The organism is Microbacterium sp. Leaf159 (assembly GCF_001423615.1).
GTDB lineage: Bacteria > Actinomycetota > Actinomycetes > Actinomycetales > Microbacteriaceae > Microbacterium.
Genome location: NZ_LMOU01000002.1, coordinates 778,196 through 803,183 on the forward strand (window position 1 = coordinate 778,196; position 24,988 = coordinate 803,183).

Genomic DNA, 24,988 nt, shown 5'->3' on the forward strand with positions numbered 1-24,988 from the left:
GTTCACAACTCAGCAATGTTGACGTTACCACGGCGATGTGCGTACCATGTTTACGTGAACACGACCGAATCTGCTGAGTTGCGCACCGAGACCCTCTCCGCCGGAATCATCAAGCGCGCGACCACGCTCGACGATGGCCGCGAGCTGATCTACTTCGACGACCCCGACACGACGCTCGGCGAAGAGCGCGCTGTCGACTCCCGCACCCTCGACCCTCGCGGCGAGACCGCCACGATGCGCCTCGACGTGCTCACGGGAGACTGGATCACGGTCGCCGCGAACCGTCAGAACCGCGTCATGATGCCCAGCGCCGACGCCGACCCGCTGGCCCCGCAGTCGCCGACCAACCCGTCGGAGGTCCCCTCGCTCTACGACGTCGCGGTGTTCGAGAACCGCTCCCCCGCCTTCGGCCCCGCCCTGGCCGAGGGGACCGGCATCGCCCCCGAGGCGAGCAACCCTCCCCGCGGGCTCGACGACCTCGCGGCTCTCGGCCTCGGCCGCACCCGCACGTCTGTCGGCCGCTGCGAGGTCGTGTGCTTCAGCCCCGAGCACACCGGATCCTTCGGCACCCAGTCCGTCACCCGCGCCCGCACGGTGATCGAGGCCTGGGCCGACCGCACAGCCGCCCTCTCGAAGCTGCCGGGCATCGAGCAGATCTTCCCGTTCGAGAACCGCGGCGAGGCCATCGGGGTCACGCTCCCCCACCCGCACGGCCAGATCTACGCGTACCCGTACGTCACGCCGCGCACCACCCGCGTGCTCGAGTCGATCGATCGCACGGCGCCCGAGCTCTTCCAGCACATCCTCGAGTCCGAGCAGGCATCCGAGCGCGTCGTGTTCCGCGGCGAGCACTGGACCGCGTTCGTGCCCTTCGCCGCCCGCTGGCCGCTGGAGGTGCACCTGATGCCGCACCGCCACGTTCCGGACTTCGCCGAGACGACGGATGCCGAGCGCGACGAGCTCGCCCCGCTCTACCTGCGTCTGCTGCGCGGCGTCGACGCGCTCTACGACACCCCGACCCCCTACATCGCCGCCTGGCACCAGGCCCCGGTCAACGTCGGTCGTGACAGCGTGCGCCTGCACCTGCAGCTCACGAGCCCCCGCCGCGCCGCCGACAAGCTCAAGTTCCTGGCGGGCTCCGAGGCCGCGATGTGGGCCTGGGCCGCCGAGGTCACCCCCGAGCAGGGTGCCGCTCGCATCCGCGAGGCCATCGCGAAGGCAGACGCCGCGCACGCACAGAGCGCCGACGCCGCCCACACAGACAGCACCGACACCACAGACAGCAGCGACACCACAGACAGCACCGACACCGCAGACGAGGCATCCGCATGACCACCACCGACGACGCCGCGACCGCTCTCTTCACCGAGCTCACCGGCCATGCCCCCGCCGGCGTCTGGTCGGCCCCCGGCCGCGTGAACCTCATAGGCGAGCACACCGACTACAACGACGGATTCGTGCTCCCGTTCGCGATCCCGCACCGCACGGTCGCAGCCGTCGGCCCCCGTGACGACCGCCGCATCCGCGTCGCCTCGACCTTCGCCGACGAGCCGGTCGAGGTCGCCCTCGACGAGCTCGCCGAGCTGTTCCCCACTCCGACCGGTGAAGCGCCGGCAGTTCCCGAGTGGGCCGCCTATCCGCTCGGCGTCGCGTGGGCGCTGCGCCAGGCCGAGGGCGCCTCCGACGCCGTCATCACCGGCACAGGCCTCGACATCGCCATCGCCTCCGACGTGCCGGTCGGCGCGGGACTCTCGTCGTCTGCCGCGATCGAGGGCGCCACGGCATCCGCTCTCAACGAGCTGTGGGAGGCCGGCCTCGAGCGCACCGCCCTCGCCCGGGTCGGTCGCCGCGCCGAGAACGAGGCCGTCGGCGCCCCGACCGGAATCATGGACCAGATGGCTTCGATGCTCGGCGAGCCCGACGCGGCGATCTTCCTCGACTGCCGCTCGCTCGACGCGAACCTCGTGCAGGTCGGCATCGCCGAAGCCGGCCTCGCGATCCTCGTGATGGACACGCGCGTCAAGCACGCCCACTCGACCGGCGGATACGGCGAGCGCCGAGCCGCCTGCGAGCGAGGAGCGGCGATCATGGGCGTGCCGAGCCTGCGCGACGTCTCGGTCGACGACCTGCCCCGCGCCGAGGAGCTCATGGACGACGTGACCTTCCGTCGCGTGCGCCACGTGGTCACCGAGAACCAGCGCGTGCTCGACACGGTGCGCGTGCTGCGCGAAGAGGGAGCCCGCGCGATCGGCGACCTGCTCGTCGCCTCGCACGCGTCGATGCGCGATGACTTCGAGATCTCGGTGCCCGAGCTCGACACCGCGGTCGAGGCGGCTCTCGCGGCCGGTGCGATCGGCGCCCGCATGACCGGCGGCGGTTTCGGCGGCGCGGCCATCGCGCTGATCGAGCAGGATGCCGTGCAGCAGGTGACGGATGCCGTGAACGCGGCGTTCGCAGCATCCTCCTTCACCGCTCCGGTGATCTTCACCGTCACCCCGTCGGCCGGCGCGCACCGCGACGCCTGACGCGACCGGGTCCGCGGAACCAGACCTGAGATACTGAACTCTCCACCACCTGAGGAGCACCATGTCCTGGATCGTGACCGGCGGCGCCGGATACATCGGCTCGCACGTCGTACGCGCCCTGGCGGATGCGGGGCTCACACCCGTCATCCTCGACGACCTCTCGAGCGGCGTCGCGTCGTTCGTGCCCGAGGGCGTGCCGTTCGTGCAGGGATCGATCCTCGACCGCGAGCTCGTCGAGAAGACGCTCCGCGATCACGACGCCGACGGTGTCATCCACGTCGCCGGGTTCAAGTACGCGGGCGTCTCGGTACAGCGCCCGCTGCACACGTACGCGCAGAACGTCGAAGGCACCCGGGTGATCCTCGAGGCGATGGAGGCCGCGGGCGTCGGCAACATCGTGTTCTCGTCGTCGGCCGCCGTCTTCGGCACCCCCGATGTGGCGCTGGTCGTCGAGGACACCGCCAAGAAGCCGGCGAGTCCGTACGGCGAGTCCAAGCTCATCGGCGAATGGCTGCTGCGCGACCAGGCGATCGCGACCGCCGATTCGGCGACCCCGCTGCGCCACACGTCGCTTCGCTACTTCAACGTGGTCGGATCCGCCGACCCGACCGTCTACGACGTCAGCCCGCACAACCTCTTCCCGATCGTCTTCGAGGCGCTGATCGCGGGCAAGACCCCGCGCATCAACGGCGACGACTACGACACCGAAGACGGCACGAACGTGCGCGACTACGTGCACGTCGGCGACATCGCCGCCGCCCACGTCGCTGCGGCGAAGCGCCTCGCCGCGGGCGAGTCGATCGAGGCGGCCTACAACCTCGGCTCCGGCGACGGCCTGAGCGTGAAGCAGATCATGGATGCCGTTGCACGCGTCACCGGCATCGACTTCACGCCCGAGATCGGCCCCCGCCGTGCCGGTGACCCCGACCGCATCGTCGCCACCGGCGAGCTCGCCGCCCGCGACCTCGACTGGAAGATGCGGTACTCGGTCGACGAGATGGTGCGGACGGGCTGGGAGGCGCGTCAGTCCGCCTCCTGACGTCAGAGGTCTCTGGTGCGAATCGGGTAGAGCCAGAAGCAGAGCCAGGCGAGGGCGGCGAAGACCATCGGCACGACTGCGACCATCACGCGGATGCCGCCGTCGACCGCCTCGGGCTGCGCATCGCCCAGCGACGCGTCGAAGCCGGATGCCGTCAGCACCACCGCCGCGACGACGGCCTGCAGCACGACGGAGCCGCGCACCACGAAGCCGTTGACCCCGAAGTAGGCGCCCTCTCGTCGGTGGCCGGTGCGCGTGGCGTCCTCGTCGATGATCTGGGCGAGCACCACCTCGAGCAGTTGCAGCAGACCTCCGACTCCCACTCCCACCGCGACGCCGACGAGCGCCGCCGCCAAGACGGTCGACGGCAGCACGAAGCCGAGCATCGCGACGCCGAAGACGGCGACGCTCCACAGCAGCGCCGTGCGCGGTGAAGTGCGCCGCACGACGGCGCTCCACAGCACGATCGACGGGATCGCGGTGACGAAGATGGCGCCGAGCAGCAGGCTGCCCTCGCCCTCGGGTGCCCCCAGCGAGTACCTCACATAGAACGGGATCGCCGCGAGGATCACGGCGATCGCCGTCTGGATGAACAGCGAACCGAGCACGTAGGGCACGAACGCCCGATTCGCGAACGTGTACTTCAGCTGGTCACCCCAACGCATCGCCTCGGACGCCGCCTCGGGCACCTGGCGCTCGATCATGCCGCCGAAGAACGACCACACGAGCAGCACCAGGCAGACGGCCGAGAGCACGATCGCCATGCCCGGCCAGCCGATCGATCCGTACAGTGCGGGCGCCCCCGCGGTGCCCAGCACCATTCCGAGGATCGCGAAGATCTGTCGCGGCACGTTGCCCCGCGCGCGCTCTTCCGTGGTGCGGAAGATCTCGGGGAACAGCGCCGAGATGTTCAGCACCACGACCACGAACGCGATGTCGTAGACCGCGACGACCACCAGGAACCAGACGATGAGACCTGCGGCGGGCAGTTCCGGCGGCATCCACACCAGCGCGAACGCCACGACCAGCGGCACGATGCCGAGTCCGATCCAGGGGATACGGCGGCCCCATGGCGTGCGGATGCGATCGGACAGCGCCCCGACCACGGGGTTGAGCACCGCATTCAGCACTCCGTGCGCGATCATCGCGGCGGCCACCCACGTCGGCTCGACGCCCAGGTGCGTGACGTAGAAGTAGACGACGAACGCCGAGAACGTCTGCGCCATGAGCTGGGTCGGGAATCCGGATGCTCCGAACGCGATCGCCTGCGCCCTCGTGGGCGCGGCATCCAACCGCCGGTCGCGCAGACGCGTTGTCAGCGAACTCATACGCTCTCTCTCCGCTGCAGATCGCGCAGGTCGCGCCACCCCAGCCTGACGAGCCCCTCGTCGGCGATCGCCTGCAGCACCGCAGGGTCGGAGAGCAGGCGCAGCTCGTGCCCTCGCTTGACGGCGGCGTAGTCGACGGCCGCGCGCAGCTCGTCGTCGTCGACCATCGGATGCAGGTAGATCTCGGTCACCCCGGCGGGCACCGCGCGCAGCAGCGCGATGAAGCCGTCGCGCACCTGTTCGTACGACTCGTCGGGTGCGGCCTCGAACGGATGACTCCACAGGCGGTCGATGATGACGACGCCGAAGGCATCCGCGGCTGCCGAGGCTGTCGTGAGCTTCTCCTGCAGGGCGGCGTCGTCGCCGGTGCCCTCGATGCTCCGCGGCAGTCGGAACGGCAGTCCGTGGCGCGCGGCGAGCTCGAACACGGGCCCCAGGAAGTCGCGTCCCGTCAGCAGCCCGTAGACCGACCCCATGTGGTTGTCGAGGTGCGTGACGTCGACTCCGGCATCCAGCGCCGCCTGCAGTTGAGCCGCGATCTCGGCGGTGACGTCGTCGGTCGACGCGTGCTCTTCGACCTCGAGGACTCCGGCCGGAAAGTATCCAGCGGCATCCACCAGGCTCGTGCCGGTGCCGGTGAGCGGGCGCCATCGATAATCGGTCCACTCGCTCGTGAGCACGAGGTGCACGCCGACGTCGAGGTCGGTGCGCGAGGCGGCGAACGCCAGCGCCTCCGGCGCCCAGGCGCACGGCACCATCACGGTCGTGGAGTCGATGTGCCCGGCATCCAGCAGCTGCACGATCGCGGTGTTGGCCGCGTGGCACATGCCGAAGTCGTCGGCGTTGATGATCACGGCTCGAGCCCCCGGAGGCAGTCCGAGCCGGTCGGCGAGGTCTGAGATCATCTGCTGCTCCTGTCCGAACCGGGGAGAAGACGAGAGAAGACGGTTGCGCGAAGAGCGGATGCCGCCTCCCCGGCGGCTCCCACCAGCGGCGCCTCGGGTCCGAACGACGACACCACGAATCGCAACGGCAGCTGGGGGGCGAGCTGCTCGGCGTAGTCGGCGACCGCGTCGAGCATCGCGGGGTGCGCGGCGGATCCGCTGAGGATGAACGCCTCGGGGTCGAGCACGAGGGCGACGCTGCCGGCGACGAGGGTGAGGCGGCGTCCCATCTCGGTGGCCATCGCGATCGCGGCAGGGTCACCGGCGGCCGCGGCGTCGAGATGCTGATCGATCGTGAGCTCGGGGTCGCGGCCGTTGCCGAGTGCGAGGTCGCGCACCACGTCATCGCCGAGCACAGGGGCACCGATGGGCAGAGGCGTCTGCGGCAGGTACATGACCTCGCCGGCGACTCCCGAGAACCCGCGGTGCAGGATGCCGTCGATCACGATGCCTGCTCCGAGTCCGTCGTCGAGGAGCAGCAGCGCGAAGCTGGCGAGCTCCGCGCCGGTGCCGGCGGTCAGTTCGGCGAGAGCCGCTAGGTTGACGTCGTTCTCGACGCGCACCGGGCAGCCGAGCCCCGCCGACAGGGAGTTCTTGAAGGCCCCGCCGTCGGGGCCCTGGTCGTCGCGGATGCCGCCGTCGGCCGTCACGATGCCGGGGATGCCGACCACCACGAGTTCGAGGGGCCCGGCGACCACGCGTCGGCAGGCGGTGACGAGCTCGACGATGTGCTCCACCCGATCGCCCCGCACCGGGAACGCCGCGTGATGCTCGGCGCGCACCGCGCCGGTCGGGTCGACGAGAACGACGTGGGCGGCGTGGCCGTCGACGTGCACGGCGGCGGCGAGTCCGAGCTGCGGATGCAGGGCCACGCGTCCGGCGGCGGGTCCCCGCGTCTCGCGATCGACGCCGGCCGGGGCCACGGCCGACGCGCTCTCGAGCATCCGCAGCACCTGCGTCACCGCGGTGCGGGAGAGCCCGGTCTCGGTCACGAGCGCGTTCCGTGTGAGTGGCCCTCGGCGAGCGAGCGTCTCGAGGATCGCCCGGCCGTTGAGGGTGCGTAAGAGGGTCTGCGGGCCCGCCAGTGGTCTTGCCATGATGATCCCCCCGGATTCGACGTGCGCCCAGCATGACACATCGTGTCTCACTGGTCGAGTGGTCCTTCGTCACATTCGACGGCGCTTCCGGAACACCGCTTCTAGAGTGGTCGGATGACGACACTGGTGATCCGTGACGGAGTGATCGACGACGCCGATCAGATCGCCGGCGTGCACGTGCGCTCCTGGCAGGCGGCGTATCGCGGGCTCATCGATCAGGAGGCCCTCGACGGGCTCTCGATCTCCGACCGCGCCGAGGGCTGGCGCCGCATCTTCGTGAATCCGCTGCCCACCAGCCTCGGCATCCTGGTCGCCGAACGCGACGGCGAGATCGTCGGGTGGGCCTCCTTCGGCTCGGGACGCGAGGAGGAGGGAGCGGGCGACGGCGAGGTCTACGGGATCTACGCCGACCCCGCCGAGTGGTCGACAGGTGTCGGACGCGCGCTGCTCGACGCCGCCGAGCAGCGCATCCTGAGCGCAGGGCACATGCGCGCCTACCTGTGGGTGCTCGACGGCAACGAGCGCGCCGACGCGTTCTACGCGCGCCGCGACTGGGAGGCCGACGGCGCGAGCAAGGTCGAGGAGCGGCCGGGCCTGAGTCTGCGGGAGCACCGCAGGGTCAAGCGCCTCGCCGACTCCTGACCCGGCAGCGCTCTCAGTCGAGAGCCGACATCACGTGCTTGATGCGCGTGTAGTCGTCGAAGCCGTACTGCGAGAGATCCTTGCCGTAGCCGGAGTGCTTGAACCCGCCGTGCGGCATGTCGGACACGAACGGGATGTGGGTGTTGATCCACACGCATCCGAAGTCGAGGTCGCGTGAGAAGCGCATCGCGCGGGCGTGATCCGTCGTCCACACCGACGAGGCGAGCGCGTAGGGCACATCGTTCGCCATCTCGAGCGCCTGCTCGTCGGTGTCGAACGACTGCACGGTCAGCACCGGGCCGAAGATCTCGCCCTGCACGGCCTCGTCGTCCTGATGCAGACCCGACACGATGGTCGCCTCGAAGAAGTAGCCCGTGTCTCCCTGTCGCCGACCGCCGGTCTCGATCGTGGCGTGCGCGGGCAGACGGTCGACGAAGCCCTGCACCTGGGCGAGCTGGGCGGCGCTGCTGAGCGGCCCGTAGAGCACTCCCTCTTCGTGCGGGGCGCCCGTCCGGGCATCCGCCTTCGCCTTCTCGACCAACGCCGCGACGAACTCGTCGTGCACCGAGGAGTGCACCAGCACTCGCGTGGCTGCCGTGCAGTCCTGCCCCGCGTTGAAGAACGCCCCGGTGACGATGCCGGAGGCCGCCTTGTCGAGGTTCGCGTCGGGATAGATGATCGCCGGCGCCTTGCCGCCGAGCTCGAGGTGCACGCGCTTGACGTCATTCGCCGCCGACCGCGCGACCGCCATGCCCGCACGGACCGAACCGGTGATCGCGACCATCTGCGGGGTCGGATGCTCGACCAGAGCGACGCCCGTGTCGCGGTCGCCGAGCACGACGTTGAGCGTGCCGGCGGGTGTGTGCAGCGCGACGATCTCGGCGAGCAGCAGGGTGGTCAGCGGCGTCGATTCGGCGGGCTTCAGCACCACGGTGTTTCCCGCGGCGAGCGCGGGCGCGATCTTCCACACGGCCATGTTGAGCGGGTAGTTCCACGGGGTGACCTGGCCGATGACTCCGATCGGCTCGCGGCGCACGAACGACGTGTGACCGGCGAGGTACTCCCCCGCGGCTCGGCCTTCAAGACTGCGCGCCGCACCGGCGAAGAACCGCAACTGGTCGATCGACTGCAGGATCTCGTCGGTGACGAGGCTCGCGCGCGGCTTGCCGGTGTCTTTCGACTCGAGGTCGGCGAACTGCTCTGCACGCTCCTGCATCTCGTCGGCGATGCGGAACAGCGCCAGCTGCCGATCGGCGGGAGTCGTGTCACGCCAGATCGGGAAGGCAGCGGATGCGGCGGCGTAGGCCGCATCCACATCAGAGGTGTCGGAGACGGGGAGTTCCCCGTACGTCTCCTCCGTCACGGGGTCGATGAGCGGCATCCGCCCCGGCCCGCTCACGGGAACGTACTGCCCGCCGATGAAGTTCTGAAGGAGTTCTGTGGCCATGACGGCCATGTTAGCGACCGGATCACGAATACAGAAGAGTCTTCTGACTCAAACGATGGAATCAGTTGCTTCAAGCGCACGATCCTGTCAATATCGACACATGAGCGCCACGCCGAAGCAACCTGTGCTGGATGACATCTCGAAGCGGATCGTCGAACTCCTGCAGGAGGACGGCCGACGTCCCTACGCCGAGATCGGTCGCGAGGTCGGTCTCAGCGAAGCTGCGGCCCGCCAGCGCGTGCAGAGGATGACCGAGGCCGGCATCATCCAGATCGTCGCCGTGACCGACCCGATGCAGCTCGGCTTCAACCGCATGTCGATGATCGGCATCCGCGTCACCGGCGACCCGCGGCTCATCGCCGAGGAGCTGACGAAGATCACCGAGCTCGCCTATGTCGTGGTCACGCTCGGCACCTTCGACATCCTCGTCGAGGCCGTGTGCGAGAGCGACACCCACCTGCTCGACCTGATCGCGACCCGCATCCGTACGATTCCGGGCATCACGCACACCGAGAGCCTGCTCTACGCCGGCCTCTACAAAGACCTCTACAACTGGGGCACGCGCTGAGGCGCGGGTCCGGAAACCAGGAGCACATCATGGGAACAACGGTCTTCGAACGTCGCCGCCCCGCGGATGCCGTGATCGACGCCTCGCTGCGCGACACGGCTCTCAGCGTGTTCTGGCTCGATGACGTCGAGCGCGTCTCGCATCCCGCACTCACCGAGAGCATCACCGCCGACCTCGCCATCGTCGGCGGTGGATATGCCGGTCTCTGGACGGCCGTGCGCGCCAAGGAGCGCGACCCCGAGCGTCGGGTGGTGCTGCTCGAGGCGTCGCGCATCGCGTGGGCGGCGTCCGGCCGCAACGGAGGTTTCTGCGAGGCGAGCCTCACGCACGGACACGAGAACGGCCTGACGCGCTGGCCCGACGAGATCGATCGCCTCGAGGAGCTCGGCCTCGAGAACCTCGACGGCATCGAAGAGACCGTGAAGCGATACGCCATGGACGTCGACTTCGAGCGCACCGGACAGCTGGCCGTGGCCGTCGAACCGCACCAGGTCGAGTGGCTGCGCGAGGAGGAGGGCTTCCTCGACCGCGAGGCGGTGCAGTCCGAGGTGCACTCCGACACGTTCCTCGCCGGGGCCTGGGAGCGCGAAGGATGCGCACTGGTGCATCCCGCCAAGCTGGGCCTCGAGCTGGCGCGCGTCGCCGTGGAACTGGGCGTCGAGATCTACGAGCAGTCGCTCGTGCGCGAGATCGTCGGCGACGGATCGAGTGCGATCACGCTCGTCACCCGCGATGGCGGGCAGGTGCGAGCGGATGCCGTGGCTCTCGCCACCAACGTGTTCCCTTCACTGCTCAAGCGCAACCGCCTGATGACGGTGCCGGTGTACGACTACGTGCTGATGACCGAGCCGCTGACCGACGAGCAGCTCGCGTCGATCGGGTGGTCGAACCGGCAGGGTCTCGCCGACAGCGCGAACCAGTTCCACTACTACCGGCTCACGGCTGACAACCGCATCCTCTTCGGCGGCTACGACGCGGTCTACCACTTCGGCGGCAAGGTGCGCCCCGAGTACGAGGACCGCGCCGAGAGCCACCGCAAGCTGGCCTCGCACTTCTTCACGACGTTCCCGCAGCTCGAGGGCCTGCGGTTCACGCACCGCTGGGCCGGGGCGATCGACTCGTCGAGCCGCTTCTGCGCGTTCTTCGGCACCGCCCGCAAGGGACGCATCGCCTACGCGACGGGGTTCACCGGGCTCGGCGTCGGCGCCGCCCGGTTCGCCGCCGACGTCATGCTCGACAAGCTGTCGGGCGAGCCGACCGAACGCACCGAGCTCGCGATGGTGCGCGAGAAGCCCATCCCCTTCCCTCCTGAGCCGGTCGCCTCGATCGGCGTCAACCTCGTGCGCGCGGCGATGAACCGGGCCGATCACAACGAGGGCAAGCGCAACCTGTTCCTCAAGACGCTCGATGCCGTCGGCATGGGATTCGACTCGTGAGCGAGCTCGCACCGGGCGCACTCGCTCCAGGAACCGGAATGGATGCGCTGGCGCTGCCGCTCGTGCACGAACCGCTGCCTGCGGATGAGGTGGTCATCGGTCGCCCGACGACGGCGATGCATGCGTTGGCGACGCTCGGCGAGGTCGAGGTCGGCGTCTGGGAGATGACGCCGGGCACGGCATCCGATGTCGAGGTCGACGAGGTCTTCGTCGTGCTCTCAGGTCACGCCCGCATCGAGTTCGTCGAACCGGCGCTGCCCGCGATCGAGGTCGACCACGGGTCGGTCGTGCGCCTGGCCGCGGGCCAGCGCACGGTGTGGACGGTCACCGAGACGCTGCGGAAGGTCTATATCGCCTGACGCGCGGGGGTGTGACCACGCGATCCCTCAAAAGAAAATCAGCCCGCGCCTTTCGGCTACGGGCTGATCGTGATGCATCCACTATTACTCAGGAACGCACGCCGCACCAGTATTCAACGACTCCGCCACGCCCTCTCGACGTACCTCCGCTCCGCCTCAGGCTCGCGCGGATGCTGCCGCCGTCGCTACGACACCCGGCTTCTCGTCCGCACCCTTGATCACCCAGTAGACGACCGCCACAGCCAGGATTCCGATCACCGGGGTCAGGTAGGCCGCCCAGGCTGTACCGAGCGGGGCGAAGCCGACCGCGAACACCGAGATGTCCCAGAGACCATGCAGCGCCATGGCCCAGATGAGGGAGCCAGTGACCCGCCGCACGATGTAGAAGCACGTACCCGACATTGCGGCGATCACGACCTGTCCGAGGGTCGACACGACGGGGGCTCCGAGTGCGGCGTTGATGATGTGCATCCCGCCGAAGAGCAGGGAGGTGAGCAGCCACACCCACACCTCGGAGAGGCGTGAGCGGAGGGCCGTCAGCAGTAGTCCTCGCGACATCAGCTCTTCACAGAAGCCGACGGCGAGCCCGAGGGCGAGCAGCGACAGCAGGAACGACGCGTCGAACTTCGACCAGTCGGTGTTGAACAGGTTCGCGACAGCGACGACGAGCATGATCGCGGGCACGAAGATCGGCCATTTGTGGTGCGAGCGCGTGCGCTCGAACAGCGCCGGCTTCCACCACCCCAGAAGCCACGTGGTGATGGCGAGCAGCACGGCCCCGACCGCGAGATCGAGCACAGCCCCGCGCCAGGTGAACTCGGCCGAAGTGCCGATCTCGGTGTACGCCACTCCGCTCAGTTTCGACACGATGAAGATGACCGCGACGTAGCCGACGTAGATCGCGAGGCCGATCCAGACCCGAGGGGTGACGCGCATGAGTTTGTGCCTTCCGTCGACGAGCGAGTTCAGATCATCCAACATATCGGTGGGCAGGGTGGTGATGATGACGCCGGAGCCGCCATCATCCTCGCGCTCGTCACGATCAGCTACGCGGGGTCCGCGTCGAGGACGATCCCGAGCCTGTTTGCGACATCACGAGACCGCCTCTCAGCGTCGATTGCTGTGCGCTCGAGGCGGGGCAGGTCCTCCGGGCCGTAGAACCAGGTCGACCGGTCGCCCGGGGAAACGTATCGCTCTTCGTCAGTGAGCTGCGCGTCGGCGCGGGCCTTTCGGAGGTCGGCCTCGGCACGGTCCCGCTCGTCGAAGACCCGCGAAGCGAGCGCGAGGTCGCGTGCAGGCAGATCCGCCGGGGCACCAGCCGCCACACGGGGATGGATCAGCACGGATGGCATGGGCTTCGGGACGGGAGCGGCCGGTATCCGGCGCGAGGCGATGATCGCGGTGACGATCGCGCCGAGGACGAACAGCAGCGCGACGGCGATGGCCGCGTCTCGAAATGGCAGTCGGAGCGACGCGACCACCGCGATGGCCACGGCCGCGAGCAGGAGACCGCCGGCGAGCGGGACGAGACACCCCATCGCATCCCTCCTGCCACGGGCGGCGCGCGCTCGCCGATGGCTCTCGATGATCGCCGACGCGTCAGTTCCGCTGTCGGGCGGTACGAGGTGCAACTGATCCGGGCTCGTCCGGATCGCCGCAGCATCGACGGCCGGCAGGAGGAAGCAATCCGGGCGGTCGGAGGAGATCGGCACGGAACCATCCTCTCGCGCGAAGACCCTGCGCGCTTCGCCAGCTGTTCTCCTGACGCTGGCCGCGGTGCAGCACGCCTTGGGCGGCGGATGGTTAGGCGTTGGGCTGATGCGCCCTCACGTGCCAATATGGGGCCGTGCGGATCCTCGGCAGTGTCTCTCTCGCTGCCGCAGCGACGCTCATCGGACTCTTCGGCACTCTCATGCTCGGCGCAGCCGGCCTCAGCGTGACGGGTCCGGGCCTCAGCTGGGCAGGTCCAGGGGTCACAGTCATCGAGTATTCCGACTCGGATGACACCGAGCGGGCGTTCGGTATCGGCATGGGCATCATCGCGCTTGTCTTCTGGCTCGTACTGACGCTGTCCGCCGTGCTAGTGGGGCTGCGCGGCGGCCACCAGACGCGCGGGCGGCGTGCCACGGTGTGGATCGTCGTGGGACTGAGCACGGCTCTCGTGCTGGGAGCGTTGATAGCGGTGCTGGCTACGCCGGCTCTTCTCAACTAGCACCCGCCACTGGATACCCTTTGAGGTGGATCCCTCAGTGGGCAGCTACTGATGACATCTCCCGTATTGCGGGCCTTCAAGATGCGGCCGTCATGTCAGAGGGCGGGCTTCGCCCTCGCCCGGATATGTATGCGTTCACCGTGCCTGCCGAACATGCTGAGGATCTCGACCGGCCCGTTGCCGGCGGACCCGAACCAGTGGGGGTTCTTGGTATCGAACTCGGCTGCTTCACCGGGCCCCATCACGATGTCGTGCTCACCCAGCACCATGCGAAGTCGGCCATCGAGCACGTAGATCCATTCGTAGCCGTCGTGAGTGCGCAGAACGGGTTCGCGTTCGGTGGCTGGGATGGTGATCTTGAATGCCTGTGGTTCGCTGTGTGGCTGCGACAGTCGGGTGAGCGTGCGGCCCTCCGTGCGGGTGGCTCTTTGCGGGACCCGAGGGTCGTCGATCTTCGGGGACGTGACTATGTCATCCAGCGAGATCGCGAGTGCGGCGACGACGGGAAGCAGCAACTCGAGACTGGGCTTGCGCTGACCCGACTCGAGGCGCGAGAGCGTGCTCTTCGAGATTCCCGTCGACTTCGCAAGATCCTCCAGCGTGATGTTCTTCTTCTGCCGCGCATGACGCAGACGCGGGGCGATCTGGCTGAGTTCCGTTTCGATCCGCTGAAATGTGCTCACCTGGTCATGGAAGCACGCCGTTCCAGTTTCGGCAACGGAATTCCCGAGATGACGGGCCCGCCTGTCACCTTGGTCATATGAGCGAGAACCGACACCACGATGTCATCATCATCGGCGCGGGTGCGGCAGGCCTGAGCGCAGCACTGGTCCTGAGCCGAGCGCGAGCCGATGTTCTCCTGATCGATGCGGGCCAGCCTCGCAATGCGCCTGCCGAGCACATGCATGGCTTCATCAGCCGCGATGGTGTGCCGCCACGAGAATTCCTCTCAGCGAGCCGAACTGAGGTGTCGACCTATGGTGCCCGGATCGTCGCAGGATCAGTCGGGACGATCGAACGCTCGGGCGCTGCCGGCTTCCGCATCACCCTGAACGACGGCACGGTCGAGAGCTCACGTGCTGTCCTGGTGGCGACCGGTCTTGTCGACGAACTTCCCGAGATCCCGGGCATTGCCGAGCGCTGGGGGACGACGGTGCACCATTGTCCGTATTGCCACGGCTACGAAGTCCGCGGTCAGCGCATTGCCGTGATCGGAGGCCCGCAGCGAGAGATGTCGCTCAAGCAAGCCGGGCTCCTTCGCCGATACAGCGACGACGTGACACTCATCACCAACGGCATCGATCTCACAGTCCATGAGCTGCAGCGCTTCGCCGCGTTCGGGGTCGCAGTAGTGCACGGCTCCGCATCAGCAGTGACAGGAACGCACAACGCTCTCGAAGCTGTCCTGCTCCACGACGGGAACGTCGTGGCATGCGACGCGGCGTTCGTCGCTCCGCGGCAGACGCCGCGAGACTCACTCCTCACATCGCTCGGCTGCGAGACCCACCCCGACACAGGACTCGTCGTCGCAGACGGATTCGGCCAGACCAGCGTCCGCGGCGTCTGGGCAGCAGGCAACGTCGTCACTCCCACCGCTCAGGTCATCACCGCCGCAGGTAACGGCAGTGCGACCGGGATCGCCATCAACGGATGGCTTCTCCAGCAAGACCTCGACACCGCATCCGCAACCCGACCGCAGTAGCCCCACAGAAAGGGCATTCCGATGTCTCAGCCAAAAACAGTCCCCGCCGCCGCACCACAGCCCCCGTCCGTGCACGTCAGAGCCGTGATCACTTGGATCGCGATCTTCCCACTCGTCACCCTCGGGTTCTTGGCGATCGCGCCCTTCGCGGAGGACTGGAACCCCATCCTGCGCGCCTTCCTCCTCACCATCGTGGTGGTCCCCGTCGCCGTCTACCTCGTCGTTCCTCAGCTGATGCGCGTATACGGAAAGATCCGGGCCACTCGCCGTTGAGGGAATGCCCGCGTATTCACTGCAAACTGCCTACTGTCGGCGACCATGACATCGTTGACGCTGCTTGAATCTGTACTGCGGGTAGATCAACGAGACTTAAGCCTGCCGAACACGCAAACCCCGGCACCAACGACAGCAATAGCAAACGCAGTCACCATCACTGCGGCGTCGTGAGGCAGCATGGCGCACCCGACGGAGGTGTCCTCGTAGGGACAGCTTCTCCAGGGCTGGAAGAAGAACAGTACTGCTGTCGCGGCAGCCAGGACCGCGACTGAAGCGCCGATCAAGGCCAGCAGTCTCGATGCGCGTTGAGTCACGGTTTCAAAGTAACTCAGCGATCGCGCTGGACGCCTGAACATCTTCGGCGGAGCGAAGCCTCTGCCTGCCGTGACGGGAGCGGCGTGCTGCCGAAAACGATCGTTTGCGGCAGACGTAGTTGTTCGGCGCTCGAAGGCCCGCCGCTATGGTCTGTCGAAACCTCCTAACGGCGGGCACTTTCGGCGGACCTGGGGTGGTGAGCGCCGTTCTCTTGGAGAAATCTCCGTCGCGTCTAGTTGTCTATCGCGGTCAACCCACTGTCGTCGAAGACCAGTATTGCGCCGTCGTTTGTAGTCGCGAGCGCTTGTGCGGAGCCGTGGGTGACGCCGGCGGGAACCCACTCGGCATTGGATCCTGTGCTGGCCCAGATCTGTCCGCCGCGGCCGACACCGACCAGCTGTTTGCCGTCAGGTGACACGGCGAGGAGGTAGAGCGCAGGTGCGTCGTTCAGGGGTGCGAAGGAGGCGCCCTCATCAGTGCTGATTTGCAGCCCGTCAGGGGTGGCAGCGATCAGTTCTCCCGCGTTGTCGAGGACGAGGCTGAACGCCAGAATTTCTCCGACCGGCGACCAGGTCTCACCGAGATCGTCGGAGCGGAGGAGCTCCGCGGAGTCCGAGGCGATCCCGTAGAGGGTGTCGTTCTTCCCGGCGGCAAGGACGTGGAAGTCTTTCTCGCCGGTGAATGAGACGGGCGTCCAAGTTCTGGCGCTGTCGTCGCTCCGGATGATTCCGAGGTTGGGGGAGCCGAGTTCTGGGGCCGTGGTTGGTCCGGGGTGCCCGGACGCGAGGAGAGCGTCACCGACGGTGATGAGGCCCATTGCGTCGAAGTCGGTCGTCTCGATACGGGAGCCGACTTCGCCATCCGGCGTGGCCGTGTAGATCCCGTCGTGGGCGCCGAGGAGGTATCCGTCCTCGGAGGGGTTTGGCACGATTGCGTGGACGTGGCTGATGGACGTGGCGTGGTCGTGTCCGGTGGTGGGCTCGGCGGGTGCGGTGCAGCCGGCCAGCACGATGCTGGCTGCGATCGTCGTAGCGATCGTGAGTGCTCCGCGACGTCGCAGGCGGGGAGGGGGCAGGGTGGATTTCTTGAGGGTTCGCATGATGGTGTGCGCAACAGATCTCTAGGTGGGGTGCGGGAATCCCGCACCCCACCCATGGGTCACAGAGTTGCGAGGATCTCCTTCATGGTGGCGATCTCTTCGGTCTGCGCGTCGATGATCGTCTCAGCGAGTGCGACGGCGTCGCTGTTCTGACCGTTGTCGACTTCGTTCTGCGCCATGTCGACAGCGCCCTCGTGGTGCTGGATCATCTGCTCAAGGAACAGACGCCCCGCATCGGGACCGGTGGCATCTTCGAGGGCCTGCATGTCTTCCTCAGACATCATGCCGCTGCCGTGATCCATGCCCTCCATGCTGTCCATCTCCGCGCCCCAGTCTTCGAGCCACTGGTCCATCTTCTGGATCTCCGGCTCCTGAGCGGCCTTGATCTCTTCGGCGAGAGCGACCACGCGCTCATCGACGCCGTCTTTGCTGAGAAGGACGTCGGACATCTCGATGGCTTGTGCGTGGTGCTCCTTCATCATGCTGGCGAACATGATGTCGGCGTCATTCGCGTCCGCTGTGTCGGTGGGCGCGGACGAGCTGCCGCCGTGGTCCATGCCTTCCATGCCGTCGCCGGAACCGGTGTTTCCGGCGCAGCCCGTGAGGGCGAGAAGGGCAGTGAGGGTGAGTGCGGCGATCGCCGCGGGTCGAATCTTCATGAGTGTTCTCCAAGGGTCGGTGATGAGGCCCGGCTATTGCCGGTGCCAGGGGTGCGTGCCCGCAAAGGGGGCTAGCGCGTCATCACGTGCGACTGATGCAGAGAACCGTGAGAGAGGGCGGTGGCGGAAGCGCGTGGGCACGGGCGGGCCAACGGGTCGTCGCGGCCACGAGTGCCGTGATCAGGGTGGCATGCCGCCAGCCGAGCCCGATCCACCCGAGCAGGATCGTGGCGACCAGGAGTGCGAGGACGCACGCCATCCACGTCATCGGATCCCCGCCCCCACACGTCGCGCATCCCGCTGCCGCTGTCGGTGAGTCCTGCAGGGTGGCGGCTTCGGATGTGTCGTGGTGCTGGTCGGCCGCTCCGGATTGAGTGCTGACTGCGACGGTGTCGTGGTGGCCGGCAGCTGTAGCGTGCGAGTTGAAGGAGTGCATCGCCAGCAGACCGGCGATGACGCCCACGGCGACCGCGAGGACGGCCACGACGGTATGGGTGAGCGTGCGCGGTCCACGCACCTGTTGTGCGACGTTGATCAGCGACATACTCACCTCCCGTTCTCCTCAGCCTACGTCCGTCACCCTGACTGTTTCTTGCTACTTGCCCGCTACTGCGTCCGGGCGGAGATCCAGCCGGCGCAGCAGCTGCGCGTTGAGCGCGACGACGATGGTCGACAGGGACATCAGCACTGCCCCCACGGACATCGGGAGAACGAATCCGATGGGGGCGAGCACGCCGGCCGCGAGCGGGACGGAGAGCAGGTTGTAGCCGGCGGCCCACCAGAGGTTCTGCTTCATCTTCCGGTAGCTGGCCCGTGACAGTTCGATCACCGACAGCACCGACCGGGGGTCGTCGCTGGCGAGGATGACCCCCGCGGAGGCGATCGCGACATCCGTGCCCGCGCCGATGGCGATACCGACATCCGCTTGCGCGAGCGCGGGGGCGTCGTTCACACCGTCTCCGACCATTGCGACCTTGCGGCCCTCGCCCTGCAGTTCTTTCACCTTCGAGGCTTTGTCCTCCGGTCGCACCCCGGCGAAGTACCGGTCGATGCCGAGCTCGCCCGCCACGGAGGCGGCCACCGCGTCGGCGTCACCGGTGATCATGACCACCTGTACACCCCGCTCGTGGAGGGCCTCGACGGCGTGACGCGACTCCGAGCGGATCTCATCTGCCAAGCGCAGCGCGCCCGCGACCTGACCGTCGACGAGTACGTGGAGGATGATCGCACCCTCCTCACGCCACTCGTCGGCAACAGCCAGCTCCTGGGCGTGCTCCTGCTCGAGCATGTACGGCCCACCGACCTGCACGATGTGCCCGTCGACACGCGCACGGACCCCAACCGCTGGCGAGGACTCGAAGTCGGACGAGGCAGGGGCCGTGAGGTTATTCTCCTTCGCTGCGTTGACGATTGCGCGAGCGAGGGGGTGCTCGGAGTCGGCTTCCGCAGCCGCGGCCCAGGCCAGCAACTGCTCGGAATCGGTGCCGGACACGGGGTCGATCGCGGTGACGGCGGGGGTGCCCTTGGTGAGCGTCCCGGTCTTGTCGAACAAGACGGTGTCGACGGTGCGCATGCTTTCCAGCGCAAGGCGGTCTTTGATCAGCACACCCCCACGAGCCGCCCGCTCCGTCGCGATCGACACAACGAGCGGGATCGCCAGGCCTAGAGCGTGCGGGCACGCGATCACCAGCACGGTGATCGTGCGGATCACCGCCGCGTCGGGCAGACCGACGACCGTCCAGACGATCGCGGTGATCGCGGCAGCGCCGAGCGCAAACCAGAACAACCATCCCGCCGCCTTATCCGCGAGCCGTTGCGCCCGAGACGACGAGTTCTGCGCCTCGGTCACCAGCTTCTGGATGCCCGCGAGAGCGGTGTCCTCGCCGATCGCGGTGATCTCCACCCGCACACCAGAATCGGTCGCGACGGTGCCGGCGATGACCTGGTCGCCGTCGCTGCGGCGCACGGGCCGTGACTCGCCGGTGATCATCGACTCGTCCATGCTGGCCGAGCCCTGCACGATCCGCCCGTCTGCGGGGACCCGCCCGCCCGGGCGCACCACCACCACGTCACCCACCAGCAGATCAGACGGGGCAACCGTGACGGTTGTATCGCCCTCGATCTTTTCCGCCTCGTCAGGCAGCAACGCAGCCAAGGAATCCAACGCTGAGGTCGTCTGCGCGAGGGAACGCATCTCGATCCAGTGACCGAGCAGCATGATCACGATCAGCAGGGCCAGCTCCCACCAGAAGTCCAGTTCGTGGTGCAGCAGGCCCAGGCTCGCGCCCCATGATGCGAGGAACGCGACCGTGATCGCGAGGGCGATCAGCAGCATCATGCCGGGCTTGCGGGCCCGGAGTTCGCTCACCGCACCGGTGAGGAACGGCGCCCCGCCCCACACATACATGACCGTTCCGAGAACCGGGGAGATCCAGCCGACCCACGCAGCGTCCGGCAGCGGGTATCCGAGCAGCATCGAGAACATCATCGAAAACCCGACGACCGGAACCGCAAGGACCAGCATGATCCAGAACAACCGCCGGAACTGGCCCACATGATCACCGTGCCCACCATGTCCGCCGTGCCCACCATGGCCGCCATATTCTGGCGAAGCGTCGTGATCGTGGCTCATCGCCGCGTGGTCATGCTCCGTTGTCGGCGCCGCGCCGTGGTTCTCGTGTGCGGCGCGATGGCTGTGTTCGTCGTGCTGGCTCATCGGAATTCCTTGCTCAGATGCGCCCGGTTGAGCCCGGGTGCAGACGGTTAGCGACTCAGGCCTGGCTGGTCGCGAGGGTATACCCGGCCTCTTCGACCGCAGCTCTCACAGCGGCAGGATCGACCGGTGCTGCGCTGTGGATAGTCACGCGGGAGGTGCCGCCGGCGTTCAGGTCGACGTCGACGGACTCGACACCGTCCACAGCCGCCAGTTCCTTACTGACGCTCGATACGCAATGCGAGCACGTCATCCCCGCAACCAAAACCTCTTCGGAGGATGAGGATGAGGCCGCAGCAGGTGCGGACGCCTCGGTGTTCGATGGGACGGCGCAGCACGCGCAGCCTGCGTTCGCGTCCTTTAGGCCGAGTTCAATGCGATCAGTCATCGTGTGCTCCTTCAGTAGACAGATGTGGCGGTCATGAACGGACCAGGCGGGCAATGGCTTCGTTAGCCTCGCGGACCTTCTCTGCGGCGACCTCGCCGCCCTCTGCGCTGGCCTCGGCAACGCAATGACTTAGATGATCGCTCAGCAGCGACAACGCCACCGTTTCGAGCGCTCTCGTCGCTGCAGATACCTGCGTGAGGATGTCGATGCAGTACTTGTCTTCCTCGACCATCCGTGCGATTCCTCGCACCTGACCTTCGACGCGACTCAACCGCTTAGCGAGATCTGCCTTGCCGTCGCTGTACCCGTTCATGGTTAGAAGATACCCCCTGGGGGTATCTAACTCAAGGTTGGTTGCGCGCATTCCCGCGTGACTCGGTCCTTCTAGCGGCGCGAGCCTGACGAGAACTTAGTGCGCCCACCGAAAACGATCGTTTGCGGCGCGGTGAGTGAAGGCACACCAGATCGAATGCCAGAAACGTGCGCCGTAAGCGGGTTTCGGTAGGCGTATTCGGTGGGGTGTGAGCCGGATGTACTTACACCCAGGCCCCAGAGATGTCGCCTGGGGTGAAGCCGTTCCAATAGGTCATCAATCACTGTATAGTTCAGTGTGTGCTGACTATTTCCTCACGCCTCGATGTCATGAACCGGCTCGGCCGGGCCATGGCCGATCCCACGCGTTCCCGAATCCTAATGTCTCTGCTCGGTGGACCGAGCTACCCGGCTGTGCTCTCTCGTGAGCTGGAGCTGACGCGTTCGAACGTGTCGAACCATCTCACCTGCCTGCGTGACTGCGGGATTGTCGTTGCCGAGCCGGAGGGTCGCCAGACTCGTTACGAGATCGCCGACCCGCATCTTACGGCTGCGCTCGTCGCGCTCGTGGACGTGACGCTGGCGGTCGATGAGCACGCGCCGTGCGTGGACTCTGCGTGCACGGTGGCTGGCTGCTGTGGGACGGGGGCGGACGCGTGAGCGCGGCGTGTGGCTGCGAGCACGAGCCTGCCCAGCCTGCCACTGCGGCGGAGGATGAGACCGAAGAGGTTGTGCGGCCCTGGTGGAGGGACCGTGGGATCATGGTGCCGGTCTTCTCCGGTGTCGCATTCCTGGCCGGTCTGATCCTTGAATGGTCCGGCCTCGAGATCCCGGCGCTGGTGTTGTTCTGGGCCGGTCTGCTCCTCGGTGCGTCGACGTTCACGCCCGGCGCGATCCGGAAACTGTTCAAGGGCAAGCTCGGTATCGGGCTGCTGATGACGATCAGCGCGATCGGCGCGGTCATCCTCGGCTACGTGGAGGAGGCTGCGGCTCTGGCGTTCTTGTACTCGATTGCTGAGGCGCTCGAGGACAAGGCGATGGACCGTGCCCGGGGCGGGCTGAGGGCGCTGCTGAAGCTCGTGCCGGAGACAGCGACCGTGCTGCAGAACGGCGTCTCTGCGCAGGTGCCCGCGAGAGAGCTGACGGTCGGCCAGGTCATGGTGGTCCGTCCCGGCGAGCGGATCGCAACCGACGGGATCGTCCGTTCTGGCCGCTCCAGCCTGGACACCTCGGCGATCACCGGGGAGTCGATCCCCGTCGAGGTCGAGCCCGGCGATGCGGTGTCGGCCGGTGCGATCAACAGCGCCGGCGCGCTGGAGGTCGAAACGACCGCTGCGGGCACCGACAACTCGCTCACCACGATCGTGGAGCTGGTCGAGAAGGCGCAGACCGAGAAGGGCGAGCGTGCACGTCTCGCGGACAGGATCGCCCGCCCGCTCGTACCCGGCGTTCTGATCCTCGCAGCGCTCGTCGCGATCATCGGGTCGCTGCTGGGCGATCCAGAGGTGTGGATCACCCGCGCGCTTGTCGTGCTGGTCGCCGCTTCTCCGTGTGCGCTGGCGATCTCGGTGCCGCTGACGGTCGTCGCCGCGATCGGCGCAGCAAGCAAGTTCGGCGTGATCATCAAGTCCGGCGCCGTCTTCGAGCGCTTCGGCACGGTCCGCCACGTCGCGGTCGACAAGACCGGCACCCTCACCCGCAACGAACCTGCGGTCACCGCGGTGCTCACTGCGAACGGCGTGACCGAGACACAGGCGCTGGCCTGGGCGGCCGCACTGGAGCAGCACAGCACGCATCCCCTTGCCTCTGCGATCACCGCCGCGGCCCCGGGCACACCGGCAGCTGCAGATGTGACCGAGCAGGCCGGGCACGGCATCGACGGCACTGTCGGCGGATCGAGAATCACCGTCGGCAGTCCTCGCTGGCTGGACGCGGGCGACCTCGGGAAGCAGGTCGCGGAGTTGGAGGAGCAGGGCATGACCGTCGTGATCGTCCACCGCGACGGAACCCCCGTCGCCGCGATCGGCGTCCGCGACGAACTGCGCCCTGAAGTCCCCGAGGTAGTCCGGACGCTCACCAACCAAGGCGTCGGCGTGACGATGCTCACCGGAGACAACGCCCGCACCGCTCGTGCACTGGCCGCGCAGGCCGGGATCAGCAACGTGCGCGCGGAACTGCGTCCCGAGGATAAGGCAACCGCGATCGGCGAGCTGTCAAAGGCGGGGCCGGTCGCGATGATCGGCGACGGAATCAACGACGCACCGGCCCTCGCTGGCGCAGACATCGGTATCGCGATGGGCGCCACCGGCTCCGACGCGGCAATCGAATCCGCCGACGTGGCCTTCACCGGCCATGATCTGCGCCTCATCCCGCGAGCGTTCGATCACGCCCGCCGCGGTCGACGGATCATCAACCAGAACATCATCCTGTCGCTGCTGATCATCACTGCACTGCTCCCGCTCGCGCTCTTCGGCGTCCTGGGGCTCGCGGCCGTCGTCCTGGTCCACGAGGTCGCGGAGGTCATCGTGATCCTCAACGGTCTGCGCGCCGCACGCACCCGCACGCCACGACTGGAAAGCTGATGCTCGCAACTATCGGTTCAGCGATCGGCCTGTTCGCGGCAACCAACATCGACGACATTGTCGTGCTCACCGTGCTGTTCCTGGCTTCCAGTCGAGGGAAGCCCCGGCCGTGGCAGATCGTCGCGGGCCAGTATCTCGGGTTCATCACCCTCGTCGTGATCAGCGTGATCGCCGCTCTCGGTCTCACCATCGTTCCGGACGAATGGGTCGGTTTCCTGGGTCTGATCCCGCTCGGCATCGGCATCTGGACGCTCATTCGCGGCCTGCGCCGTAACAGCGATGACGATGATGACGACTCCAAGATCACCGCGGTCGGACTATGGGGCGTCGCAGGGATCACGATCGCCAACGGGGCCGACAACATCTCCCTCTACACGCCGATCTTCCGCACCAGCGCCCCCAGCGACGTCGCGATCATGATCGTCGTATTCCTGATCCTCGTCGCGGTCTGGTGCGCGGCCGGCCGGCTGATCGGCACCAACAAGGCTGTTACCGAGGGGCTGGAGCGCGTCGAGCACTGGCTCGTACCGGCCGTGTTCATCGGCCTGGGCCTGTTCATCCTGATCGAATCTGGGGTCATCGTCCGTCTGATCGAGGTGCTCGCATGACCTCCTCCCAGTCAGAGGCTCATCCGCCCGCTGCGCGCAAGCTGTCGTCGACCCGGCGGCGGCAGCTCACTGGTGGAGCGCTCTTGATCGCCGTGGTCGTCGTGCTGATCGATCAGGGAACCAAGGTGTGGGCCGAAGCGACCCTCACCGACCGTGAGCGCATCCCGCTGATCGGTGACCTGCTGGGTTTGCAGCTCGCCTATAACCCCGGAGCGGCATTCTCCTTCGGGGAAGGCTTCACCTGGGTGTTCGCGCTGCTCGCTGTCGCCGCCACGGTCACAGCGATCGTGTTCGCGTTCCGAGTGCAACGCGTGAGATGGGCGATCGTCATCGGCGCGCTCGGCGGCGCTTCCGCCTCACACGCAGGCGACCGCCTTTTCCGGGACCCCGGATTCGCCCGTGGTCACGTCGTGGACTTCCTCGCCTACGGAAACTGGTTCATCGGCAACATCGCCGACATCGTAATCTTCGCCGCAGCGATCACCGGAGCAGTTTTCATGATCCGCGCCGGGGATGAGAGCACCGAGTGAGATCCGTTGTGCGGTGGTGGGACACCCATCAACTCGCCCTCTACATCGGCGCGATCGCCGTGGGCAGCCGTTGAGTGAGTTCACGCTTAGGCAGGCGGGCGGTCGCGATGTAGGCGCAGAGCCACCCACCAGCCGCATCGTCGACAGATGAAAGCGCGATCGTCTCCGAGTGCGTGCAGCTTCTTGCGTGGCAGATGTCGCCCGCAG

At 67.3% G+C, this 24,988-nt stretch carries 27 protein-coding genes; 14 read left to right on the top strand and 13 right to left on the bottom strand.

The features are described 5' to 3' along the window. Nucleotides 1-54: 54 nt before the first annotated feature. From galT to galE, 3 genes are all read left to right on the top strand, one after another. Nucleotides 55-1,332 carry a galactose-1-phosphate uridylyltransferase gene (galT, locus tag ASF80_RS17415; RefSeq protein ID WP_235560038.1) on the top strand — a complete coding sequence of 426 codons (1,278 nt, stop codon included), beginning with the start codon at nucleotides 55-57 and terminating at the stop codon, nucleotides 1,330-1,332. Beyond that, nucleotides 1,329-2,525 (top strand): galactokinase, encoded by a 1,197-nt coding sequence (gene galK, locus ASF80_RS17420; RefSeq protein ID WP_056313404.1) that lies wholly within the window; start codon nucleotides 1,329-1,331, stop codon nucleotides 2,523-2,525. The genes galT and galK overlap by 4 nt, the downstream gene beginning before the upstream one ends. A 61-nt stretch (nucleotides 2,526-2,586) precedes the next feature. After that, on the top strand, nucleotides 2,587-3,564 hold the full coding sequence (gene galE / locus ASF80_RS17425; RefSeq protein ID WP_056313407.1) for a UDP-glucose 4-epimerase GalE: 978 nt from the start codon (nucleotides 2,587-2,589) through the stop codon (nucleotides 3,562-3,564). 2 nt (nucleotides 3,565-3,566) lie between these two features. Here the strand turns inward: galE and ASF80_RS17430 are convergent, their stop codons facing one another. The 3 genes from ASF80_RS17430 to ASF80_RS17440 are packed head-to-tail and all read right to left on the bottom strand — an operon-like array spanning nucleotide 3,567 to nucleotide 6,933. Beyond that, entirely contained in the window at nucleotides 3,567-4,892 is a 1,326-nt protein-coding gene (locus tag ASF80_RS17430; RefSeq protein WP_056313409.1) for an MFS transporter, read from the bottom strand. Then, entirely contained in the window at nucleotides 4,889-5,797 is a 909-nt protein-coding gene (locus ASF80_RS17435; protein WP_056313411.1) for a polysaccharide deacetylase family protein, read from the bottom strand. The genes ASF80_RS17430 and ASF80_RS17435 overlap by 4 nt, the downstream gene beginning before the upstream one ends. After that, a complete protein-coding gene (locus ASF80_RS17440; protein ID WP_056313413.1) occupies nucleotides 5,794-6,933 on the bottom strand; it encodes an ROK family transcriptional regulator in 1,140 nt (379 codons plus the stop codon). The genes ASF80_RS17435 and ASF80_RS17440 overlap by 4 nt, the downstream gene beginning before the upstream one ends. A gap of 114 nt (nucleotides 6,934-7,047) precedes the next feature. On the opposite strand from ASF80_RS17440, the gene ASF80_RS17445 reads away from it, so the two are divergent. Beyond that, entirely contained in the window at nucleotides 7,048-7,575 is a 528-nt protein-coding gene (locus ASF80_RS17445; protein ID WP_056313416.1) for a GNAT family N-acetyltransferase, read from the top strand. Nucleotides 7,576-7,588: 13 nt separating this feature from the next. Here ASF80_RS17445 and ASF80_RS17450 read toward each other — a convergent pair whose 3' ends face one another. Beyond that, the gene (locus tag ASF80_RS17450) at nucleotides 7,589-9,022 is read right to left on the bottom strand and encodes a gamma-aminobutyraldehyde dehydrogenase (protein WP_056313728.1); all 1,434 of its coding nucleotides are present in this window, start codon (nucleotides 9,020-9,022) and stop codon (nucleotides 7,589-7,591) included. A gap of 100 nt (nucleotides 9,023-9,122) precedes the next feature. Here ASF80_RS17450 and ASF80_RS17455 point away from each other — a divergent pair, with 100 nt between their 5' ends. Genes ASF80_RS17455 through ASF80_RS17465 form a run of 3 tightly spaced genes read left to right on the top strand, consistent with a single transcriptional unit; the run spans nucleotide 9,123 to nucleotide 11,385 of the window. Continuing rightward, nucleotides 9,123-9,590 carry an Lrp/AsnC family transcriptional regulator gene (locus ASF80_RS17455; RefSeq protein WP_056313418.1) on the top strand — a complete coding sequence of 156 codons (468 nt, stop codon included), beginning with the start codon at nucleotides 9,123-9,125 and terminating at the stop codon, nucleotides 9,588-9,590. Between the two features lie 29 nt (nucleotides 9,591-9,619). Further along, on the top strand, nucleotides 9,620-11,026 hold the full coding sequence (locus ASF80_RS17460) for an NAD(P)/FAD-dependent oxidoreductase (protein WP_056313420.1): 1,407 nt from the start codon (nucleotides 9,620-9,622) through the stop codon (nucleotides 11,024-11,026). Next, a complete protein-coding gene (locus ASF80_RS17465; RefSeq protein ID WP_235560039.1) occupies nucleotides 11,023-11,385 on the top strand; it encodes a cupin domain-containing protein in 363 nt (120 codons plus the stop codon). The genes ASF80_RS17460 and ASF80_RS17465 overlap by 4 nt, the downstream gene beginning before the upstream one ends. 156 nt (nucleotides 11,386-11,541) lie before the next feature. Here ASF80_RS17465 and ASF80_RS17470 read toward each other — a convergent pair whose 3' ends face one another. Continuing rightward, nucleotides 11,542-12,321 (bottom strand): CPBP family intramembrane glutamic endopeptidase, encoded by a 780-nt coding sequence (locus ASF80_RS17470; protein WP_056313730.1) that lies wholly within the window; start codon nucleotides 12,319-12,321, stop codon nucleotides 11,542-11,544. A 110-nt stretch (nucleotides 12,322-12,431) separates the two neighbouring features. Continuing rightward, nucleotides 12,432-12,923 (bottom strand): hypothetical protein, encoded by a 492-nt coding sequence (locus ASF80_RS17475; protein ID WP_235560040.1) that lies wholly within the window; start codon nucleotides 12,921-12,923, stop codon nucleotides 12,432-12,434. A gap of 308 nt (nucleotides 12,924-13,231) precedes the next feature. On the opposite strand from ASF80_RS17475, the gene ASF80_RS17480 reads away from it, so the two are divergent. Continuing rightward, nucleotides 13,232-13,597, top strand: a complete 366-nt coding sequence (locus tag ASF80_RS17480) for a hypothetical protein (RefSeq protein WP_056313426.1) — start codon at nucleotides 13,232-13,234, stop codon at nucleotides 13,595-13,597. 95 nt (nucleotides 13,598-13,692) lie between these two features. On the opposite strand, the gene ASF80_RS17485 is transcribed toward ASF80_RS17480, so the two are convergent. Next, entirely contained in the window at nucleotides 13,693-14,280 is a 588-nt protein-coding gene (locus ASF80_RS17485; protein ID WP_056313428.1) for a helix-turn-helix domain-containing protein, read from the bottom strand. Nucleotides 14,281-14,357: 77 nt separating this feature from the next. Here ASF80_RS17485 and ASF80_RS17490 point away from each other — a divergent pair, with 77 nt between their 5' ends. Next, nucleotides 14,358-15,299 carry an NAD(P)/FAD-dependent oxidoreductase gene (locus tag ASF80_RS17490; RefSeq protein ID WP_056313430.1) on the top strand — a complete coding sequence of 314 codons (942 nt, stop codon included), beginning with the start codon at nucleotides 14,358-14,360 and terminating at the stop codon, nucleotides 15,297-15,299. A gap of 84 nt (nucleotides 15,300-15,383) precedes the next feature. Beyond that, a complete protein-coding gene (locus tag ASF80_RS17495) occupies nucleotides 15,384-15,572 on the top strand; it encodes a hypothetical protein (RefSeq protein ID WP_056313431.1) in 189 nt (62 codons plus the stop codon). A gap of 550 nt (nucleotides 15,573-16,122) precedes the next feature. On the opposite strand, the gene ASF80_RS17500 is transcribed toward ASF80_RS17495, so the two are convergent. The 6 genes from ASF80_RS17500 to ASF80_RS17530 form a co-directional block, all read right to left on the bottom strand. Continuing rightward, nucleotides 16,123-16,899, bottom strand: coding sequence for a F510_1955 family glycosylhydrolase (locus tag ASF80_RS17500; protein WP_235560041.1), 777 nt, complete (start codon nucleotides 16,897-16,899; stop codon nucleotides 16,123-16,125). 149 nt (nucleotides 16,900-17,048) lie between these two features. After that, complete coding sequence (locus ASF80_RS17505; RefSeq protein WP_056313436.1) at nucleotides 17,049-17,648, bottom strand: DUF305 domain-containing protein; 600 nt, start codon at nucleotides 17,646-17,648, stop codon at nucleotides 17,049-17,051. An 82-nt stretch (nucleotides 17,649-17,730) separates the two neighbouring features. After that, the gene (locus tag ASF80_RS17510) at nucleotides 17,731-18,192 is read right to left on the bottom strand and encodes a DUF6153 family protein (RefSeq protein ID WP_056313438.1); all 462 of its coding nucleotides are present in this window, start codon (nucleotides 18,190-18,192) and stop codon (nucleotides 17,731-17,733) included. A 51-nt stretch (nucleotides 18,193-18,243) separates the two neighbouring features. Beyond that, on the bottom strand, nucleotides 18,244-20,364 hold the full coding sequence (locus tag ASF80_RS17515) for a heavy metal translocating P-type ATPase (protein WP_414845930.1): 2,121 nt from the start codon (nucleotides 20,362-20,364) through the stop codon (nucleotides 18,244-18,246). A 55-nt stretch (nucleotides 20,365-20,419) separates the two neighbouring features. Then, complete coding sequence (locus ASF80_RS17525) at nucleotides 20,420-20,749, bottom strand: heavy-metal-associated domain-containing protein (protein ID WP_056313443.1); 330 nt, start codon at nucleotides 20,747-20,749, stop codon at nucleotides 20,420-20,422. A 31-nt stretch (nucleotides 20,750-20,780) separates the two neighbouring features. After that, on the bottom strand, nucleotides 20,781-21,062 hold the full coding sequence (locus ASF80_RS17530) for a metal-sensitive transcriptional regulator (RefSeq protein ID WP_056313732.1): 282 nt from the start codon (nucleotides 21,060-21,062) through the stop codon (nucleotides 20,781-20,783). A 299-nt stretch (nucleotides 21,063-21,361) separates the two neighbouring features. On the opposite strand from ASF80_RS17530, the gene cmtR reads away from it, so the two are divergent. Genes cmtR through ASF80_RS17550 form a run of 4 tightly spaced genes read left to right on the top strand, consistent with a single transcriptional unit; the run spans nucleotide 21,362 to nucleotide 24,781 of the window. After that, nucleotides 21,362-21,721 carry a Cd(II)/Pb(II)-sensing metalloregulatory transcriptional regulator CmtR gene (gene cmtR, locus ASF80_RS17535; RefSeq protein ID WP_036275916.1) on the top strand — a complete coding sequence of 120 codons (360 nt, stop codon included), beginning with the start codon at nucleotides 21,362-21,364 and terminating at the stop codon, nucleotides 21,719-21,721. Then, entirely contained in the window at nucleotides 21,718-23,643 is a 1,926-nt protein-coding gene (locus ASF80_RS17540; RefSeq protein WP_197491836.1) for a heavy metal translocating P-type ATPase, read from the top strand. The genes cmtR and ASF80_RS17540 overlap by 4 nt, the downstream gene beginning before the upstream one ends. Beyond that, a complete protein-coding gene (locus tag ASF80_RS17545; protein WP_036275918.1) occupies nucleotides 23,643-24,251 on the top strand; it encodes a cadmium resistance transporter in 609 nt (202 codons plus the stop codon). The genes ASF80_RS17540 and ASF80_RS17545 overlap by 1 nt, the downstream gene beginning before the upstream one ends. Continuing rightward, nucleotides 24,248-24,781, top strand: coding sequence for a signal peptidase II (locus tag ASF80_RS17550; RefSeq protein WP_029264099.1), 534 nt, complete (start codon nucleotides 24,248-24,250; stop codon nucleotides 24,779-24,781). Before ASF80_RS17545 ends, ASF80_RS17550 begins: the two co-directional genes overlap by 4 nt. Nucleotides 24,782-24,988: the final 207 nt, after the last annotated feature.

Excerpts from the sequence above, each read along its gene's own strand:
- galK (WP_056313404.1), top strand. The coding sequence starts at position 1,329 with ATGACCACCACCGACGACGCCGCGACCGCTCTCTTCACCGAGCTCACC.
- galE (WP_056313407.1), top strand. The coding sequence starts at position 2,587 with ATGTCCTGGATCGTGACCGGCGGCGCCGGATACATCGGCTCGCACGTC.
- ASF80_RS17430 (WP_056313409.1), bottom strand. The coding sequence starts at position 4,892 with ATGAGTTCGCTGACAACGCGTCTGCGCGACCGGCGGTTGGATGCCGCG.
- ASF80_RS17435 (WP_056313411.1), bottom strand. The coding sequence starts at position 5,797 with ATGATCTCAGACCTCGCCGACCGGCTCGGACTGCCTCCGGGGGCTCGA.
- ASF80_RS17440 (WP_056313413.1), bottom strand. The coding sequence starts at position 6,933 with ATGGCAAGACCACTGGCGGGCCCGCAGACCCTCTTACGCACCCTCAAC.
- ASF80_RS17445 (WP_056313416.1), top strand. The coding sequence starts at position 7,048 with ATGACGACACTGGTGATCCGTGACGGAGTGATCGACGACGCCGATCAG.
- ASF80_RS17450 (WP_056313728.1), bottom strand. The coding sequence starts at position 9,022 with ATGGCCACAGAACTCCTTCAGAACTTCATCGGCGGGCAGTACGTTCCC.
- ASF80_RS17455 (WP_056313418.1), top strand. The coding sequence starts at position 9,123 with ATGAGCGCCACGCCGAAGCAACCTGTGCTGGATGACATCTCGAAGCGG.
- ASF80_RS17460 (WP_056313420.1), top strand. The coding sequence starts at position 9,620 with ATGGGAACAACGGTCTTCGAACGTCGCCGCCCCGCGGATGCCGTGATC.
- ASF80_RS17470 (WP_056313730.1), bottom strand. The coding sequence starts at position 12,321 with ATGCGCGTCACCCCTCGGGTCTGGATCGGCCTCGCGATCTACGTCGGC.
- ASF80_RS17475 (WP_235560040.1), bottom strand. The coding sequence starts at position 12,923 with ATGGGGTGTCTCGTCCCGCTCGCCGGCGGTCTCCTGCTCGCGGCCGTG.
- ASF80_RS17490 (WP_056313430.1), top strand. The coding sequence starts at position 14,358 with ATGAGCGAGAACCGACACCACGATGTCATCATCATCGGCGCGGGTGCG.
- ASF80_RS17505 (WP_056313436.1), bottom strand. The coding sequence starts at position 17,648 with ATGAAGATTCGACCCGCGGCGATCGCCGCACTCACCCTCACTGCCCTT.
- ASF80_RS17510 (WP_056313438.1), bottom strand. The coding sequence starts at position 18,192 with ATGTCGCTGATCAACGTCGCACAACAGGTGCGTGGACCGCGCACGCTC.
- ASF80_RS17515 (WP_414845930.1), bottom strand. The coding sequence starts at position 20,364 with ATGAGCCAGCACGACGAACACAGCCATCGCGCCGCACACGAGAACCAC.
- ASF80_RS17525 (WP_056313443.1), bottom strand. The coding sequence starts at position 20,749 with ATGACTGATCGCATTGAACTCGGCCTAAAGGACGCGAACGCAGGCTGC.
- ASF80_RS17530 (WP_056313732.1), bottom strand. The coding sequence starts at position 21,062 with ATGAACGGGTACAGCGACGGCAAGGCAGATCTCGCTAAGCGGTTGAGT.
- ASF80_RS17545 (WP_036275918.1), top strand. The coding sequence starts at position 23,643 with ATGCTCGCAACTATCGGTTCAGCGATCGGCCTGTTCGCGGCAACCAAC.
- ASF80_RS17550 (WP_029264099.1), top strand. The coding sequence starts at position 24,248 with ATGACCTCCTCCCAGTCAGAGGCTCATCCGCCCGCTGCGCGCAAGCTG.